Below are 15,281 nucleotides of genomic sequence, written 5' to 3' on the forward strand. Positions count from 1 at the left end.
AATTTACCCCAAATCCCAGTCAAGAATGAAAAAGAACCTATTAGCAATTTGCAGCCTGGTACTGGCTTTCCCTCTCATGAGCCAAGCCATGCGACCTGCAATTCCGGATGAGACAATTTTAAAAGAGTATCTCACTCCCGACCGTTCCAAAATCCCGGCCTTTCCCGGTGCCGACGGAGCAGGAAAATACACCGTAGGAGGAGCCGGCGGTACAGTGTACACAGTCACGTCATTGGCCGACGACGGTTCCGAAGGAACTTTCCGTTGGGCTGTCAACCAAAAAGGGCCACGTACCATCGTCTTTGCAGTCAGCGGAATCATCGAACTGCAAAAAGCCCTGAAAATAAACAATGGTGATGTGACTATTGCAGGACAAACAGCACCGGGAGACGGTATCTGCCTGAAAAATTATACATTTTCCGTTCAGGCAGACAATGTAATCGTCCGTTTCATCCGTTCACGCATGGGAGCTGATATCAAGCAAAAAGGCGATGATGCCATGAACGGAACTAAAGCCTGCCGGAACATCATCATAGACCATTGTTCCATGAGTTGGTGTACGGACGAATGTGCCACATTTTACGATAACCGCTACTTTACCCTCCAATGGTGTATCATCAGCGAAAGCCTGGCAAACTCCATTCATGAGAAAGGAGCGCACGGATATGGCGGTATCTGGGGAGGACAACCCGCAACCTTCCACCACAACCTGCTTGCCCACCACACCAACCGCACCCCGCGTCTCTGCGGCAGCCGTTACACCGGCCGGCCGGAAGATGAAAAGGTGGAATTATTCAACAACGTAATTTACAATTACGGCAGTGCCGGTGCATACGCCGGCGAAGGAGGCTCTTACAACTTTATCAACAATTACTATAAACCGGGACCTTTCAGCGCAACCAAAAGTTCCTTCAAACGCTTGTTTACAGCTTATGCCGACGATGGAAAAAACAACAATACAGCAGGTGTTCACGGAATATTCTATTTCAAAGGCAACTACATGTCTCCCACCTGCCCGAAACTGACAGACAAGCAAAAAGAAGCCCTTTATAAAGTAAACATGGATAATTCCTACGGACTGGTTATCAGAAAAGATTTTGCCGCCGAAAAAGAAGTACTTTCCAAACAGCCATTCGACATTGCCGAACACACGTCATTACAACCGGCAAAGAAAGCTTATAAAGACGTTCTTCAATTTGCCGGAGCGTCTTATCGCCGTGATGCCGTAGACCGGCGCATTGTAGAAGAAACCCGTAAAGGCACTTATACTTACGAAGGTTCCCACGGAAGTACGAACGGAATGATTGACCAGCCTTCGGATGTAGGAGGATGGCCCGAATACAAGTCGGACCCTGCCCCGGCAGACACAGACGGAGACGGTATGCCGGACGAATGGGAAAAGGAACACAATCTTAACCCCAATGATCCATCGGACGGTTCCAAATATAATTTAAACCCCGAATACACCAACCTGGAGATATATATGAATAGCCTGGTAAATCACTTATTCCCCCAAAAATAGCCTCCCATTTTCCCTGCCTTCTTCCGGAAAGCAGGGAAAACTCCGCATCCTCCCTCATCCGAAACAGGAAAAACATCTCCAATGCCCTCCAGACGACAACCTTTATATCCCGTCATTCCATCTCCCCCGGATACACTCTTTTCCATTTCCTTTCCGGCTATTTTCCTACTTTATCCCGATATTCCGTCGGAGTCATGCCAACCTGAGCCTTAAAGCATTTACTGAAGTAACGGGGATCATTAATGCCTACCATATACGAAATCTGGGTCATATTAAACTCTCCCGTTTCAATTAACTGAGCAGCACGCTTGATACGCATTTCCTTAATAAATTCAATCGGAGCAAGTCCGGTAAGTGTTTTCAACTTCTTAAAAAACACCGAACGGCTAACCGCCAGTTCCCGCACCAAATCATCTACCACCAACTCACCGTTATCCATGTTCCGCTCCATCAATTCCAACAATTTATCCATAAACTTGCGGTCATTAGGCGACATATCGGGGACACTCGGTTCCGGTTCAGGCTGCCCGGTTTCCTCCGGTATCGACAACACAGAGACGGCAGCGGAACCGGAAGCAGTCATATTGATATGCATCAGGCTGTCCCGATAAAAATTCTGTAATTTCTTACGCTGCACCAACAGATTCTCAACACGGGCCTGCAGATAGATGGCGCTAAACGGTTTCGTTATATAATCATCCGCACCATATTCCAATCCCTCCAACTTACTTTCAATAGTTGTCTTGGCAGTAAGCAGAATGACAGGTATATGACTGGTCGTCATATCCGCCCGCAACTCACGTACCATTTCGATACCGTCCTTTTCCGGCATCATCACATCGCTGATGACAATATCCGGCAGATATTTCAACGCCTTATCGAGTCCCTCCGCTCCGTCCGCCGCTTCCACGACCCGATACATCGGAATAAAGATACTGCGCAAAAATCCACGTAATTCCAGATTATCTTCCACCAACAGCATCAGTTCCCTGGAGTTATCTCCCTCTTCCCGGCCTTCCCCGGAAGAAATGTTCTCCAAAACGGAATCCTCCGGCATTAGGCTTTCAGACTGAAGCGATGAATTGGCAATATCCACCACCTGTCCCATTCTCACCGGAGCATCGGAATCCTCAAGAATAAATTCCGTTTCCTTATCATAATGGTCTTTCCCTTTCAAAAAATCCACCTTAAAACAACTCCCTTCACCCAAACGGCTATCAACAGAAATGGTAGCCTTATGCATCTCCACCAACTCCTTTACCAACGAAAGCCCGATACCTGTACTAGCCTGATTAAACAAGTTCCTGTCAACCAAATTCTCGAAACGGACAAACAACGATTTTCTCTTATTTTCAGCAATGCCGATACCTTGGTCTTGCACGCCGACAGAAACCGTATTTTCATCTTCACGAATGAAAATCGTTATCATTTTGCCGTTCGGAGTGTACTTGAATGCATTGGAAAGCAAATTAAACACGATTTTTTCCAGTTTGTCCGCATCCACCCAAAGACAGAGATGTTCTTTTTCCGTTTCAAATAAAAAGTCAATCCGGTGTTCTTCGGCAACAGCCTTGAAATTATCCATCACCTTACGGATAAAAGGCACAATATCCACACGTTGCACCTGCATTTTCATTTTCTTATTCTGAATTTTACGGAAATCCAGAATCTGATTCACCAAACGCAGCATGCGGTTAGTATTCCTTTCAACCACCATTAACTGCTCGCGGGCATCCGCCGGCAACCTGTCATTTTTCAACACTTGTTCTACCGGTCCGGCTATCAGTGTGAGCGGTGTACGCAACTCGTGGGATATATTAGTAAAAAAACGCAGCTTAATATCTGAAATCTGCTGTTCTACAGATACTTCATGTTTCAACCGATAAATAGTAAAGAGGATATAAACCGCCACCAGGATAATAATCAAGATGAAAAGCACGTAAAGCACATACGCCACCGGAGTTTCCCAAAAAGAAGGCAGAATGACGATATCCAGCGTACGTTCGTTGTCCACCCACACCCCGTCGCTATTCGTAGAACGGACACGAAGCACATATTCCCCCTTCGGCAAATTCGTATATGTCACACTACGTTGTTTGTCGGCAAACGTCCATTGTTTCTCGAACCCGTCCAGAATATACGAATACTGCACATTTTGCGGATTGGTATAATCCAAAGCCGCAAAGTGGACGGAAAAAATATTCTCGTCATGTGAAAGCACCAACTTGCCCGTATCATCGATATCCACCTCCAACAAAGATTTGCCATCTCCGGGAACAACATCCTCATTAGCCACCGTCAACTTAGAAAACACGATAGGCGGTATGTAACCGCTCTTACGGATAGAATCCGGATTGAACATGAAAATTCCTCCACTGGCACCAAACAAGAGACTTCCTCCGGACGTCGATACCGAGGCGGCTTCACTGAAACGTACAGGAAAAGTTATGCTACGCTCGTCAAAACTTTCGAAACGCTCTTCCGACGGATTGAATTTACAAATTCCGTTCTCCGTACTAATCCACAAGTTCCGCTTATGATCTTCACGAATGGAAAGCAGGACATCCGAAGAAAGCCCGTCTTTCACCGAATAAGATTTGAACGTCCCATGCCCCTCTTTGCTGACGGACACCAATTTATTAAGCCCTCCTCCGAACGTAGCCAGATAAAGTTCTTTATCCCTGGTGGGAATAATCCAGTGTACGTCATTGTTGCTCAAGCTCTGCGTATCATTCGGCACGCGGGAGAAATGATAAAAACGCACATCTTCCGGTTTCTCGAAGTCCTCGTCGAAAGCAACGGCTCCCGTAGTGGTTCCCACCCATAGGCGGCCGGTACTGTCAGAAGTGATAAAACGTGCCTTATAACAAGGATCGATAGGATAGCCCTTCAAATTGTTCCGATGATTGATAAACAAAGTCTTTCCTTCCTCACTTTCCGTAATATAATTGATACCTCCCCCAAAAGTAGCAACCCAGATACGGCCGTGCCGGTCCTCATACACGCAATACACATTGTTATCGCTCAAACTATACATATCCTCTTCATGATGAAGATAACGGGTCAGTTTATAAGACATCCCATCCGGCGAACAAGGTTCGGCACGAACAAGCCCGTCTCCTTTGGTTGCAATCCAGATAACTCCCCTCGAATCCTGAATAACAAAATAAGCTGTTCCCCGCATCGGAACACCGGTAGCGGAAATAACACCGGTTTCAGTCAGATATCCTTTATAAGCCTTGTCAGCGCCATACACACGTAACATACCGTCTTTCAACCCCACCCAAAGATTGCCCAATTTATCCTCACACAACGCACGCACCTCATTATGCAACGATTCATACTCATGCGGCACCGGAGTCATCATCGAAAAAGGCACATTACGAAAAGTAACTTTCTCCAATCCTTTGGAATGGGTACAAAGCCATAAATTACCTTGCTTATCGGAAAAAGCCGAGTGGATTTTATTGGAAAAACGCCAATCACGGCTACCCAGGCCGTTATAAAAAGGGAGCAACTTTTTCTGTTTCGGATCAAAATAGGAAAAACCTCCTCCATAAGGATGCACCCAAAGATACCCGTTCACATCCTCATGGATGTGGAAAGCCGGCCGTGAACGCTCCGGATTGCTGTACTCGATAAAAAGCCGTTCACATGTCACCACTCCGGTCTCAGGATTGAAATGAGCCACAACGCCCGGTTCCTCCTGTTCGAACCAGACTTCCGAAGAACGATCTACGTAAGCGGAAAGAATCGGTCTGGCAGGCAGTTCCTTGCAAGTCAGGAAAGAATAATGTACAAATTTCTTTGTTTTTAAATCATAGGTAAAAAAACCGTCCGAATCAGTAGTAACGACAGATACATCCTGCCGTACCGGATGAATCGAAGTAATCCGTCCTTTTGTCGGCAGTTCGAAAAGCGTAAATTCCCCGCTTTCTTTCCGGTAAGACCAGATACGCCCATGATTCGATGCGAAACAAATATCCTCATCCCGCTCCTGCACAGCATAAAAAGCCTGATTCATCCCGCCGAACCGGCCTCTGGTTTCCGTAAAATAAGAATCCGGTTCTTTCCCTCCGGGACGAATCATACCCAACCCGTTATCTGTCAGCAACCAGTCATTGCCGTCTCTGTCCTGATGAACCTTGAAGACATGCAAAGAAGGAAACAAGCCCGTCTTGGCAGAATAAATATCACATGTCAAACGATAATCCTCATCCGGACAAGTGAGGATACGAATCGCACCGTCGTTTTCCGTCAACAACCATACCGTCCCGTTCGACATGACCTCAACAGTATGCACATTGAATGTGCTCCCTTCCTCACCGGCAGCAGGCACTTGCTCGAAAGCCTCCGTTTTCGGATTGAAACGGTGAACGCGGTTGTCATAAGTCAGCAGCCAGAGAAACCCGTAACAGTCTTCATACATCCGGTCCACCCGATTATTGGTCAGGCTGATATAATTCCCCTGCCGCGCCTTATAAGTTTTGAAAGTATATCCGTCAAAACGGTTGATACCGTCCCAAGTGGCAAACCAGAGATTGTCCTTATGGTCCTGCAGAATATTCATGACCGTATTCTGCGACAATCCGTCTTCAGTCGAATAATGGGTGAAAAAACAGTGCTGCTGCGCATGTGTTGTGAATACAATAGCCAGCAATAAAAATATAGAAATCAAGATTTTCTTTATCATATCACTCGGTTCTTGGCGTAAAGATAGAAAAATACTCATACTTCGGCTAATCTTCAACGGCTATTTTACCGAATCGGGCCATTCCGCAGAATCAGCCGGACTGATTCCTTTCCCCCGGCCGCCATGAAGTCAACGTTTCACTGTCACCAGCCGGTTCCCGTCTCTTACCGGATTCCATCCGTCCTCACCCGCCAGGACAGTTTCCATCTCATACCCTTCCGGACTTTCCAACTGACGGGAGAAAGCGGCGCGCGCTTCCGGATTCGCCCCTTCGCCCCGGCTCTCGTATTCGGCATAGAAGACTGTCTTTTCGTTTTCTTTCTTCCCCCAATTATTCCAGCCAACAGGAAGAATATGTTTCCCCAGTTCGCAACGGATAAATACAGCCTGCGCATACGGACGCCAGGGACGGGAAAGGTAGACTTTCGTAGCCTCCGGTTCAGCAGTCAGCTTGCAGTCATAGAACACATAACCGTATTTTTTCCCTTTATCGGTGGAAGGAGCAGTCACATAACCGTCACGCTTGCTGTGGATATGGCAACGGTTGAAAACCGCCGTAGACCAACCGAAAATAAAATCGACTGTTCCTTCGATGTAGCAATCTTCGTAATATTGGCGGCTCTGCTTTCCGTATGTGTAGAGAGTATCCTGGAAGCCAAGGAAACGGCAGTTCTTAAAAAAAGCACGGTCGGCAGAAACAAAGCACGCCACTGCCTGTCCTACGGGACCTGATGAATTCTCAAAGGTGATGTTTTCTGCATAAAAATCGGGAGCATAGATGTAACAACTGGACGAACCGGAAGTCCCCATATTCTCGCCAAACACATTCTTCTTGTCGGCGAAATCATCATTCGTCAGTACGGCTCCCTCCTCTCCAATCAGGGAAACATTAATCTTAGACTCCGGAATCACAACCTTTTCCTTATAAATTCCCTTGCGGACCAGAATGACAGTACGCACATTCTTACGGAAATCGGGAACCGCATCAATCGCCTCCTGCACCGTAAAGAAATCACCGCTCCCGTCTTTCGCTACAACATAATCATAATGGCGGACATATTCCGCCAATCCGGGAACTTCTTCGGCAATGGCATCCACCGCCAGCCGGGCAATTGTACGCGCCCCATAAACATTCAGATGAGTATTGTCCTCACGCCCCTTCGGAAAAGCCGGCACTTTACCCGGCTCAACAAACATAAACAGTTTTTTGGATTCTTCCGGTCCCAAACCTTGCACCAAGTCATGAGTAATCCGGTTCATATCAACAAATGCAACTCCCAACTCCTTCGCCACATTACGCGGAGAGTCCAGATAAGCCCCATGAGTATCAAACAAAACTGTCCCCTCCCGCGGCAGTTCTTTCTCTCCCGGCGTCCTGCGGATATCCTTAGCGATAGCAACATCTCCCGGCCGGACAAAATTACGACGGACAATGGAATTGAATAAAACCGGAATTCCCCCTTTGGCACGGGTCTCATTCACATAACGGCGGAGATTGCCGTCAAATGTACTGCCGGGCTCGGTATGACGTGCTGAATCCGCTTTTTCATCATTATGCCCGAACTGGATAAAAACATAATCCCCTTTTTTCACCCTGGATATTACTTTCTCCCAACGCCCCTCATCTATAAAACTCTTGGAACTACGCCCGTTCGCCGCATGATTCTCTATCCGCACCTCTTCGGAGAAGAAACCGGGAAGCACCATTCCCCAACCACGTTCGGGATTCCCTCCATCCAACTTTTTGTCAGCCATCGTCGAATCGCCAATCATGAAAATCGTGACAACCGGCTTGTCTGCACGGAATGCAGGCAAAAGGACAAAAGCCACCGCCAACAGCCACAACATCTTATACCTTTGTGTTTTCATACATAGTCTGTCTAAATTACCACAATACACCCTAACAACACCCCTTATTTATAAGGATACCAATTGCTGCTTTCCTGAAAAATATTTTGCGGCACATATTCCAATGCTTCTTTCCGAGTGAGTTGCCTCGCCCATGCCACACGCCCTTTCACATCCGCCCCTTCACCGGTATTCCCGAATTCCGCATACCGGGCTGTCTTCTCATTTTCCGGATTCTTCCAGTTATGCCATCCTTCGGGACGGATATGATTGCCAAATTCGCAATTAATAAAAACCGTTGCAGCATACGGACGCCACGGACGTCCCAGATACACCTTTTTCACTCCCGGAGCGGCAGTCAGCCTGCAATTCTTAAAAACATAACCGAACTCGACATTTTGCGGAGTAGAAGCGGCGGTGATGTACGAATCACGTTTGCTGTGCAACTCGCAATACTCGAAAAGCGCCGTAGAAGGGCCGAATATAAAATCCGTCGTACCCTCTATATAACAACGGGTAAACAACAGCCGAGCCCCTTCAGCACCCGTATAAACAGTATCCTGATTGCCCAGAAAACGGCAGTTGACGAACATCAATCTGTCTCCTTCGGTGTGAAGGGCTACCGCCTGTCCCAAAGGAGCAGCATTGTTTTCAACCGTAAGGTCCTTGAAAGTAATATCATTACCCTCCACTTTCACCGTATGCGTACGGAAAGTACCCATCTTATCAATATTGGCATGGTCGTCATAAGTAATCACCGTGTTTTCCGCTCCTTCTCCTACCAGATGCACATTCTTTATCCAGGCGGGAATCACCAGTTTCTCCTTATAAGTGCCTTTCTTTATATAAATAGTCACCGTATAATCCATAAAAGCGCGGACTGCCTCCACCGCCTCCTGTATAGTGCGGTATTCACCCGTCCCGTCGCGCGCCACCACCAACGTATCCTTACGCTGTTGTTGCTGTGAATAAGCCGCAGCCCCTCCCACACCCAGGAGTAAAGACAACAACATACCTTTAAAAAACAACTTTTTCATAACAAGCATCATTTTTGTAAACGTTCGTATTCCAGACTAGCCATTATAAACGGCCCCACCGCTTTAGGGTCATTATCGCGGACAGCCTCGTTAATATAATAATCGTAATCGCCGGAACGGTAGACCTTGCCACCCAGTCCTGCCACCGCACAAGCCTTGGTGACGGTCACCAATCCGTTTTCATCCACCTCGATAAAATTATCCAGGAAACCTTCATACCCCTTCAATGCGACCTCCAGATAAGACTTATCAATGTATCCCATACGTACTGCCTTGAACAAAGTATAAATAAACATGGCCGAACAGGACGATTCTACATAATTGCCTTTATCACCGCTCCTGTCCATCACCTGGTACCATCCGCCGGTCTTCGGGTCCTGGAGTTTTTTCACCTGTACAGCCACATTGTCCAGAATGGCAAGCAGGGAATCCCTCCCCGCCTCATGCAGCGGAATAAATTCGAGTACATCCACCAACGCCATCGCATACCATCCCATCGCCCGTCCCCAGCAATGCCGGGACTGCCCGGTCACCGGGTCCGCCCAGCGCTGCGTACGACTCATATCGCATGCGTGGCGGTACAACCCGTTCCGGGGGTCGTAAGTATGGCGCGCGCAAGTAACGAACTGGTTGATTACGTCCGCATAATCTTGCGGACGGTTGTTGCGGAAGGCATACTCCGCATAAAAAGGACTCCCCATGTAAATACCGTCCAACCACATCTGATGAGGATAAATCTTTTTGTGCCAGAAACCGCCGTCTTCATTGCGCGGCTGGCCTTTGAACTGGCTATACAATAAATCAAGGGCTTTTCTGTATTTCGGATTTTTCGTCTGCTCGTAAATCCGGAAAAGAATCTTGCCCGAATTGATGCGGTCAAGACTGTAATCCGCCAGCTTATAGGCGATGATGCTTCCGTCCTCATGCACCATCGTATCCGCATAAGCAACGGCATAATCCCGGATTTTCCGATCTCCGTAGGCATCGTAAACGTCAAGCATGGCTCCCAGCTCCAGGCCGTGGCAATAGTCCCACTTCAACTTAGGCTGGAAATCGAGCTGCCAGGATTCGGGACAACGAATCATTTCCGATTGAGTCATCCGCACAGACCAGGGCAAATCCCGCCTCACCTGTTGCGCCGACACCGAAACAGCCATCGCCATTCCGATCAGCGACATAAAGAATTCAGAAGGAAAGTTTTGTCTCATGGTTTATTATTTTTAAGGGTTCGACATCGTATTTTTTCACGTTACGAAAGTAGCGGTTTTCTTCCGAAACGGATGGGAATATTTAATCAACTAGGTGCATTTTTTGTTTTTCGTGCACGGAAACGACTAATTTTGTGCACGCAAACGTCAAAAATGTCCATTTTTGATGCAATATCTGATAAATTAAGAGTTTCGTTTTGGAAGAAAGCAAAAAAGGTTTTACTTTTGGCACGGTTTAAAACTAATACCCTCACAGGAAACACAATAATTTATCATTAAATAGAACAGAATGGAAGAAGTCTTTAAGTACATTATCGGTCTGGGAGCGGCAGTGATGATGCCGGTTATTTTCACAATCTTAGGAGTATGTATAGGTATCAAACTCCCCAAAGCGTTAAAAAGCGGTTTATTGGTGGGTGTCGGTTTCGTAGGTTTGTCGGTTGTCACCGCATTGCTTACCAGCAGCCTGGGACCGGCATTGAGCAAAATGGTTGAAATCTACGGATTGGAACTGGGTATTTTCGATATGGGTTGGCCTTCTGCGGCAGCAGTAGCCTACAACACTTCAGTAGGTGCTTTCATTATTCCCGTCTGCCTGGGAGTAAACCTGCTGATGCTGATTACCAAGACGACCCGCACCGTCAACATAGACCTTTGGAACTACTGGCATTTCGCCTTTATCGGCGCCATCGTCTATTTTGCTTCCGACAGCATCCTCTGGGGCTTTTTCGCGGCCATCATCTGCTACATCATCACACTTGTCATGGCAGACATGACTGCGCCCGCTTTCCAAAAGTTTTATGACAAGATGGACGGAATCTCTATCCCGCAGCCATTCTGCCAAAGTTTTGTCCCGTTCGCCATCATTATCAACAAACTGCTCGATAAAATCCCCGGATTCGATAAGTTGAATATCGATTCGGAAGGAATGAAACAGAAATTCGGCCTTCTGGGCGAACCGTTATTCCTGGGTATCGTCATCGGTTGCGGTATCGGCGCTTTGGGTTGCTCAAGCTGGAAAGAAGTGGTAGACAGCATTCCGGGCATCCTCGGACTGGGCATTAAAATGGGAGCGGTAATGGAACTGATTCCCCGTATCACAAGCCTTTTCATCGAAGGCCTGAAACCGATTTCCGACGCTACCCGCGAACTGATAGCCAAGAAATACAAGAACAGCACCGGATTGAGCATCGGCATGAGCCCCGCACTGGTTATCGGGCACCCGACAACCCTGGTAGTATCCCTGCTCCTGATTCCTGTCACCATCTTCCTGGCAGTCATCCTTCCGGGCAACCGCTTTTTGCCGTTGGCATCCCTGGCGGGCATGTTCTACCTGTTCCCCATGATTCTGCCGATTACGAAAGGCAATGTAGTGAAATCATTCATCATCGGCCTGGTAGCTTTGATTGTCGGCCTGTACTTCGTAACGGAGCTGGCAGGATTCTTCACGCTGGCAGCCAAAGACGTTTATGCCGCTACGGGCGACCCGACGGTAAATATCCCCGCCGGTTTTGAAGGAGGAGCCCTCGACTTCGCTTCCAGCCTCTTCTGCTGGGGTATTTTCCACCTGACTTATAGCCTGAAAATCATCGGTCCCGCCATCCTTGTAGCACTCGCCCTCGGAATGGCAATCTACAACCGCATCCGCATGAGCAGGAACGACGTGAAAAATACAGAAACAAAATAAGAACTCATAATATAACCAAATAAGGAAAAATGATGAAAAAGTTAGCAATTGCAATGATGTTGGGGGTTGCGGCAGTATCCGCTTCCGCCCAGGTAAATTACAAGATGCAGGTGGCTTGCAATCCGCAAGACGTGAAAACGTATGACACGAACCGCTTGCGCAGTAGCTTCCTGATGGAAAAAGTAATGGTTCCCGACGAAATCAACGTTACTTACTCCATGTACGACCGTTTTATTTTCGGCGGTGCTGTGCCTGTAAACAAAGAGCTGGTGTTGGAAACAATCGACCCGCTGAAAGCAAAATACTTCCTCGAACGCCGTGAGCTGGGCGTTATCAACGTAGGTGGCGAAGGAATCGTGACAGTAGACGGCAAAGAATATACGCTGAACTTCAAAGACGCCCTGTATGTAGGCAAAGGTAACCAGAAGGTGACTTTCAAGAGCAAGGATGCAGGCAAACCCGCCAAATTCTATATCAACTCGGCTACTGCCCACAAAGAATACAAGACCCAACTGATTACTATCGACGGGCGTAAAGGCTCTTTGAAAGCCAACTCTTTCCCGGCAGGAAAAATGGAAGAAAGCAATGACCGCGTTATCAATCAGTTAATTGTGAACAACGTGCTTGAAGAAGGTCCTTGCCAGTTACAAATGGGATTGACGGAACTGAAACCGGGCAGCGTATGGAACACCATGCCGCCTCACACTCACAGCCGCCGTATCGAAGCTTACTTCTACTTCAACGTACCGGAAGGAAACTCCATCTGCCACCTTATGGGCGAACCGCAGGAAGAACGCCTCGTATGGATGCAGAACGAACAAGCCATCATGGCTCCCGAATGGTCTATCCACGCTGCTGCCGGAACAAGCAACTACATGTTTATCTGGGGAATGGCAGGTGAAAACCTCGACTATGGAGACATGGATAAATTCAAATATACGGAAATGCGCTAACCGTTGCGTATTCCTGCAGACATAACAAAATCCGAAAAACTTCACCCTTCTCCCGGCCGGAGCAAGGGGTGAAGTTTTCCGGATTTTATATATTCCCGCCGCCGGGTGGCGGATAACCGACAAAATGTAACGAATAATACATAATTTCGACCAATTTTTACAAAAAAAATCCAGTCGAAATGCCGACCTTTGTCAGCGAATCAAAATCTAATTAAATCCATTATCATGAACGCATTTCAAAAAACAGGCGAGAAAATGACAAACTACAGATGGACTATCTGTGCGATGTTATTTTTCGCAACTACAGTCAATTACCTCGACCGCCAGGTACTATCGTTAACCTGGGATGAATTTATCAAACCGGAATTCCACTGGAACGAAGTACATTACGGCACGATTACTTCCGTATTTTCCATCGTATATGCGATATGCATGCTCTTCGCCGGTCGTTTCATCGACTGGATGGGCACTAAAAAAGGATATCTCTGGGCCATCGGCGTATGGTCGGCAGGCGCCTGTATGCATGCGCTCTGCGGAATCATAACCGAACAATACGTAGGACTGCACAGTGCAGCCGAACTGATGGCCGCTACCGGCGACATAGTAGTCATACTAGCCACCGTCAGCATGTACTGTTTCCTTGCCGCACGCTGTATCCTCGCCCTTGGCGAAGCCGGCAACTTCCCGGCAGCCATCAAGGTGACAGCCGAATATTTCCCTAAAAAAGACCGTGCCTACGCCACTTCTATCTTCAATGCCGGCGCTTCCATCGGCGCGTTAATCGCTCCCGTTTCCATTCCGTTGATTGCCAAAGCCTGGGGATGGGAAATGGCATTCATCGTAATCGGTGCATTGGGATTCGTATGGATGGGAATGTGGGTGTTCATGTACACTGCACCCGAAAAGAGCAAGCACGTCAATAAAGCCGAGCTGGACTATATCGAACAAGACAAATATGAAGAAGGCGCTGCCCCTGCGACTGACGAGGGGAAAGAAGAAAAGAAAATGACCTTCCTCCAGTGTTTCACTTACAAGCAGACATGGGCTTTTGCAGCCGGCAAGTTCATGACAGACGGCGTGTGGTGGTTCTTCCTGTTCTGGACTCCTTCCTATCTGAATACACAATTCAACATCAAAACTTCCGACGGCTTGGGAATGGCTTTGATTTTCACTCTCTACGCCGTCACCATGTTATCCATATACGGAGGCAAGCTCCCCACAATCTTTATCAACAAGACCGGAATGAATCCGTATGCCGCCCGCATGAAAGCGATGTTGATTTTCGCTTTCTTCCCGTTGCTGGTATTGCTGGCACAACCGCTGGGCACATTCTCACCCTGGTTTCCCGTTATCCTAATCGGTATCGGCGGTGCAGCCCACCAGTCATGGTCGGCAAACATTTTCTCTACCGTAGGTGACATGTTTCCTAAAAGCGCCATTGCAAGTATCACAGGCATCGGCGGCATGGCAGGCGGCGTCGGTTCAATGCTCATGCAATTCGGAGCCGGGCTTCTGTTTGTATATGCCGACGAAAACCACACGACATTCATGGGATTCGAAGGTAAACCCGCCGGATACTTTATCATGTTCTGCATCTGCGCACTGGCCTACCTGATAGGATGGATTATCATGAAAGCGCTGGTTCCGAAATACAAACCGATTGTACTGGACTGACAACTCTCCGGAAACAAACCGGGATATTCATAAAATAAGAAATATAAGGCAACTAACCCGCAACGGTTCAGTTGCCTTTTTTGCGGATATTCAACAAATTTCCGCCTTTTTGAAACTCAATGAGTAAAAAAGTCCGGAAAACTCCACATATCCGAAACTTGTTGAAGAGCAAACCCATCCTTTCACGAGCATTCACTTTTTATTTTTCCCTTTTTTCTAGTAAGGACAATTCATAAATCCCCTCGCTTTTACCCCGGATACAGTGACGCTTGAAAAGACAAGACGGGGAAATTAGCAGATTCATCCTTTAAAAACAAACAAGGCCGCCCCATTTTGAAGTGCACCCTAAAAATTCCTGTTTAACTTTTAGGGTGCACTTCACATCCTGAGGCAGCCTTTTTTAACCAATTATTCAATAACAAAAAAGCCTCTTCTCACGAAGAAGGCTTTTTTAGATTACTTATCCTACATCATTCTCCTATTATTTAACATTAGATAGAAAAATGATAGCATGAACAATGGAGAATAGTAAACGTTAAGATGAAAAAAAGGGAAGTCTCACGACTTCCACAATTCTTCTAACCTTAAATCTAAATCTCTATGAAAAAAACGTGTTGCAAATATAGGCGTTTGTTCAATATACAGGTGTTAATGAATCG

Annotated in this window: 9 protein-coding genes; 4 read left to right on the forward strand and 5 right to left on the reverse strand. The window is 47.2% G+C overall.

Features of this window, described 5'->3' with window-relative positions:
- Positions 1-25: 25 nt before the first annotated feature.
- Entirely contained in the window at positions 26-1,522 is a 1,497-nt protein-coding gene (locus tag Q5076_RS02995; protein ID WP_303010748.1) for a pectate lyase, read from the forward strand.
- On the opposite strand, the gene Q5076_RS03000 is transcribed toward Q5076_RS02995, so the two are convergent.
- The 5 genes from Q5076_RS03000 to Q5076_RS03020 all read right to left on the reverse strand — a co-directional run bounded on the left by Q5076_RS03000 (position 1,501) and on the right by Q5076_RS03020 (position 10,308).
- Positions 1,501-1,668, reverse strand: coding sequence for a hypothetical protein (locus Q5076_RS03000; protein WP_303010749.1), 168 nt, complete (start codon positions 1,666-1,668; stop codon positions 1,501-1,503). The genes Q5076_RS02995 and Q5076_RS03000 overlap by 22 nt on opposite strands.
- Positions 1,669-1,679: 11 nt before the next feature.
- Positions 1,680-6,215 (reverse strand): two-component regulator propeller domain-containing protein, encoded by a 4,536-nt coding sequence (locus Q5076_RS03005; RefSeq protein WP_303010750.1) that lies wholly within the window; start codon positions 6,213-6,215, stop codon positions 1,680-1,682.
- A 129-nt stretch (positions 6,216-6,344) separates the two neighbouring features.
- Entirely contained in the window at positions 6,345-8,084 is a 1,740-nt protein-coding gene (locus Q5076_RS03010) for a pectinesterase family protein (RefSeq protein WP_303010751.1), read from the reverse strand.
- 44 nt (positions 8,085-8,128) lie between these two features.
- Complete coding sequence (locus Q5076_RS03015) at positions 8,129-9,100, reverse strand: pectinesterase family protein (RefSeq protein ID WP_303010752.1); 972 nt, start codon at positions 9,098-9,100, stop codon at positions 8,129-8,131.
- An 8-nt stretch (positions 9,101-9,108) separates the two neighbouring features.
- A complete protein-coding gene (locus Q5076_RS03020; protein WP_303010753.1) occupies positions 9,109-10,308 on the reverse strand; it encodes a glycoside hydrolase family 88 protein in 1,200 nt (399 codons plus the stop codon).
- Between the two features lie 289 nt (positions 10,309-10,597).
- Between Q5076_RS03020 and Q5076_RS03025 the strand changes: the two genes are divergently transcribed.
- The 3 genes from Q5076_RS03025 (at position 10,598) to Q5076_RS03035 (ending at position 14,622) form a co-directional block, all read left to right on the forward strand.
- On the forward strand, positions 10,598-11,995 hold the full coding sequence (locus Q5076_RS03025) for a PTS galactitol transporter subunit IIC (RefSeq protein ID WP_303010754.1): 1,398 nt from the start codon (positions 10,598-10,600) through the stop codon (positions 11,993-11,995).
- 32 nt (positions 11,996-12,027) lie between these two features.
- Complete coding sequence (gene kduI / locus Q5076_RS03030) at positions 12,028-12,948, forward strand: 5-dehydro-4-deoxy-D-glucuronate isomerase (protein WP_303010755.1); 921 nt, start codon at positions 12,028-12,030, stop codon at positions 12,946-12,948.
- A gap of 225 nt (positions 12,949-13,173) precedes the next feature.
- The gene (locus Q5076_RS03035) at positions 13,174-14,622 is read left to right on the forward strand and encodes an MFS transporter (protein ID WP_303010756.1); all 1,449 of its coding nucleotides are present in this window, start codon (positions 13,174-13,176) and stop codon (positions 14,620-14,622) included.
- Positions 14,623-15,281: the final 659 nt, after the last annotated feature.

The organism is uncultured Bacteroides sp., assembly GCF_958445495.1.
Lineage (GTDB): Bacteria > Bacteroidota > Bacteroidia > Bacteroidales > Bacteroidaceae > Bacteroides.

Excerpts from the sequence above, each read along its gene's own strand:
- Q5076_RS03005 (WP_303010750.1), bottom strand. The coding sequence starts at position 6,215 with ATGATAAAGAAAATCTTGATTTCTATATTTTTATTGCTGGCTATTGTA.
- Q5076_RS03000 (WP_303010749.1), bottom strand. The coding sequence starts at position 1,668 with ATGGAAAAGAGTGTATCCGGGGGAGATGGAATGACGGGATATAAAGGT.
- Q5076_RS03020 (WP_303010753.1), bottom strand. The coding sequence starts at position 10,308 with ATGAGACAAAACTTTCCTTCTGAATTCTTTATGTCGCTGATCGGAATG.
- kduI (WP_303010755.1), top strand. The coding sequence starts at position 12,028 with ATGAAAAAGTTAGCAATTGCAATGATGTTGGGGGTTGCGGCAGTATCC.
- Q5076_RS02995 (WP_303010748.1), top strand. The coding sequence starts at position 26 with ATGAAAAAGAACCTATTAGCAATTTGCAGCCTGGTACTGGCTTTCCCT.
- Q5076_RS03010 (WP_303010751.1), bottom strand. The coding sequence starts at position 8,084 with ATGAAAACACAAAGGTATAAGATGTTGTGGCTGTTGGCGGTGGCTTTT.
- Q5076_RS03015 (WP_303010752.1), bottom strand. The coding sequence starts at position 9,100 with ATGAAAAAGTTGTTTTTTAAAGGTATGTTGTTGTCTTTACTCCTGGGT.
- Q5076_RS03025 (WP_303010754.1), top strand. The coding sequence starts at position 10,598 with ATGGAAGAAGTCTTTAAGTACATTATCGGTCTGGGAGCGGCAGTGATG.
- Q5076_RS03035 (WP_303010756.1), top strand. The coding sequence starts at position 13,174 with ATGAACGCATTTCAAAAAACAGGCGAGAAAATGACAAACTACAGATGG.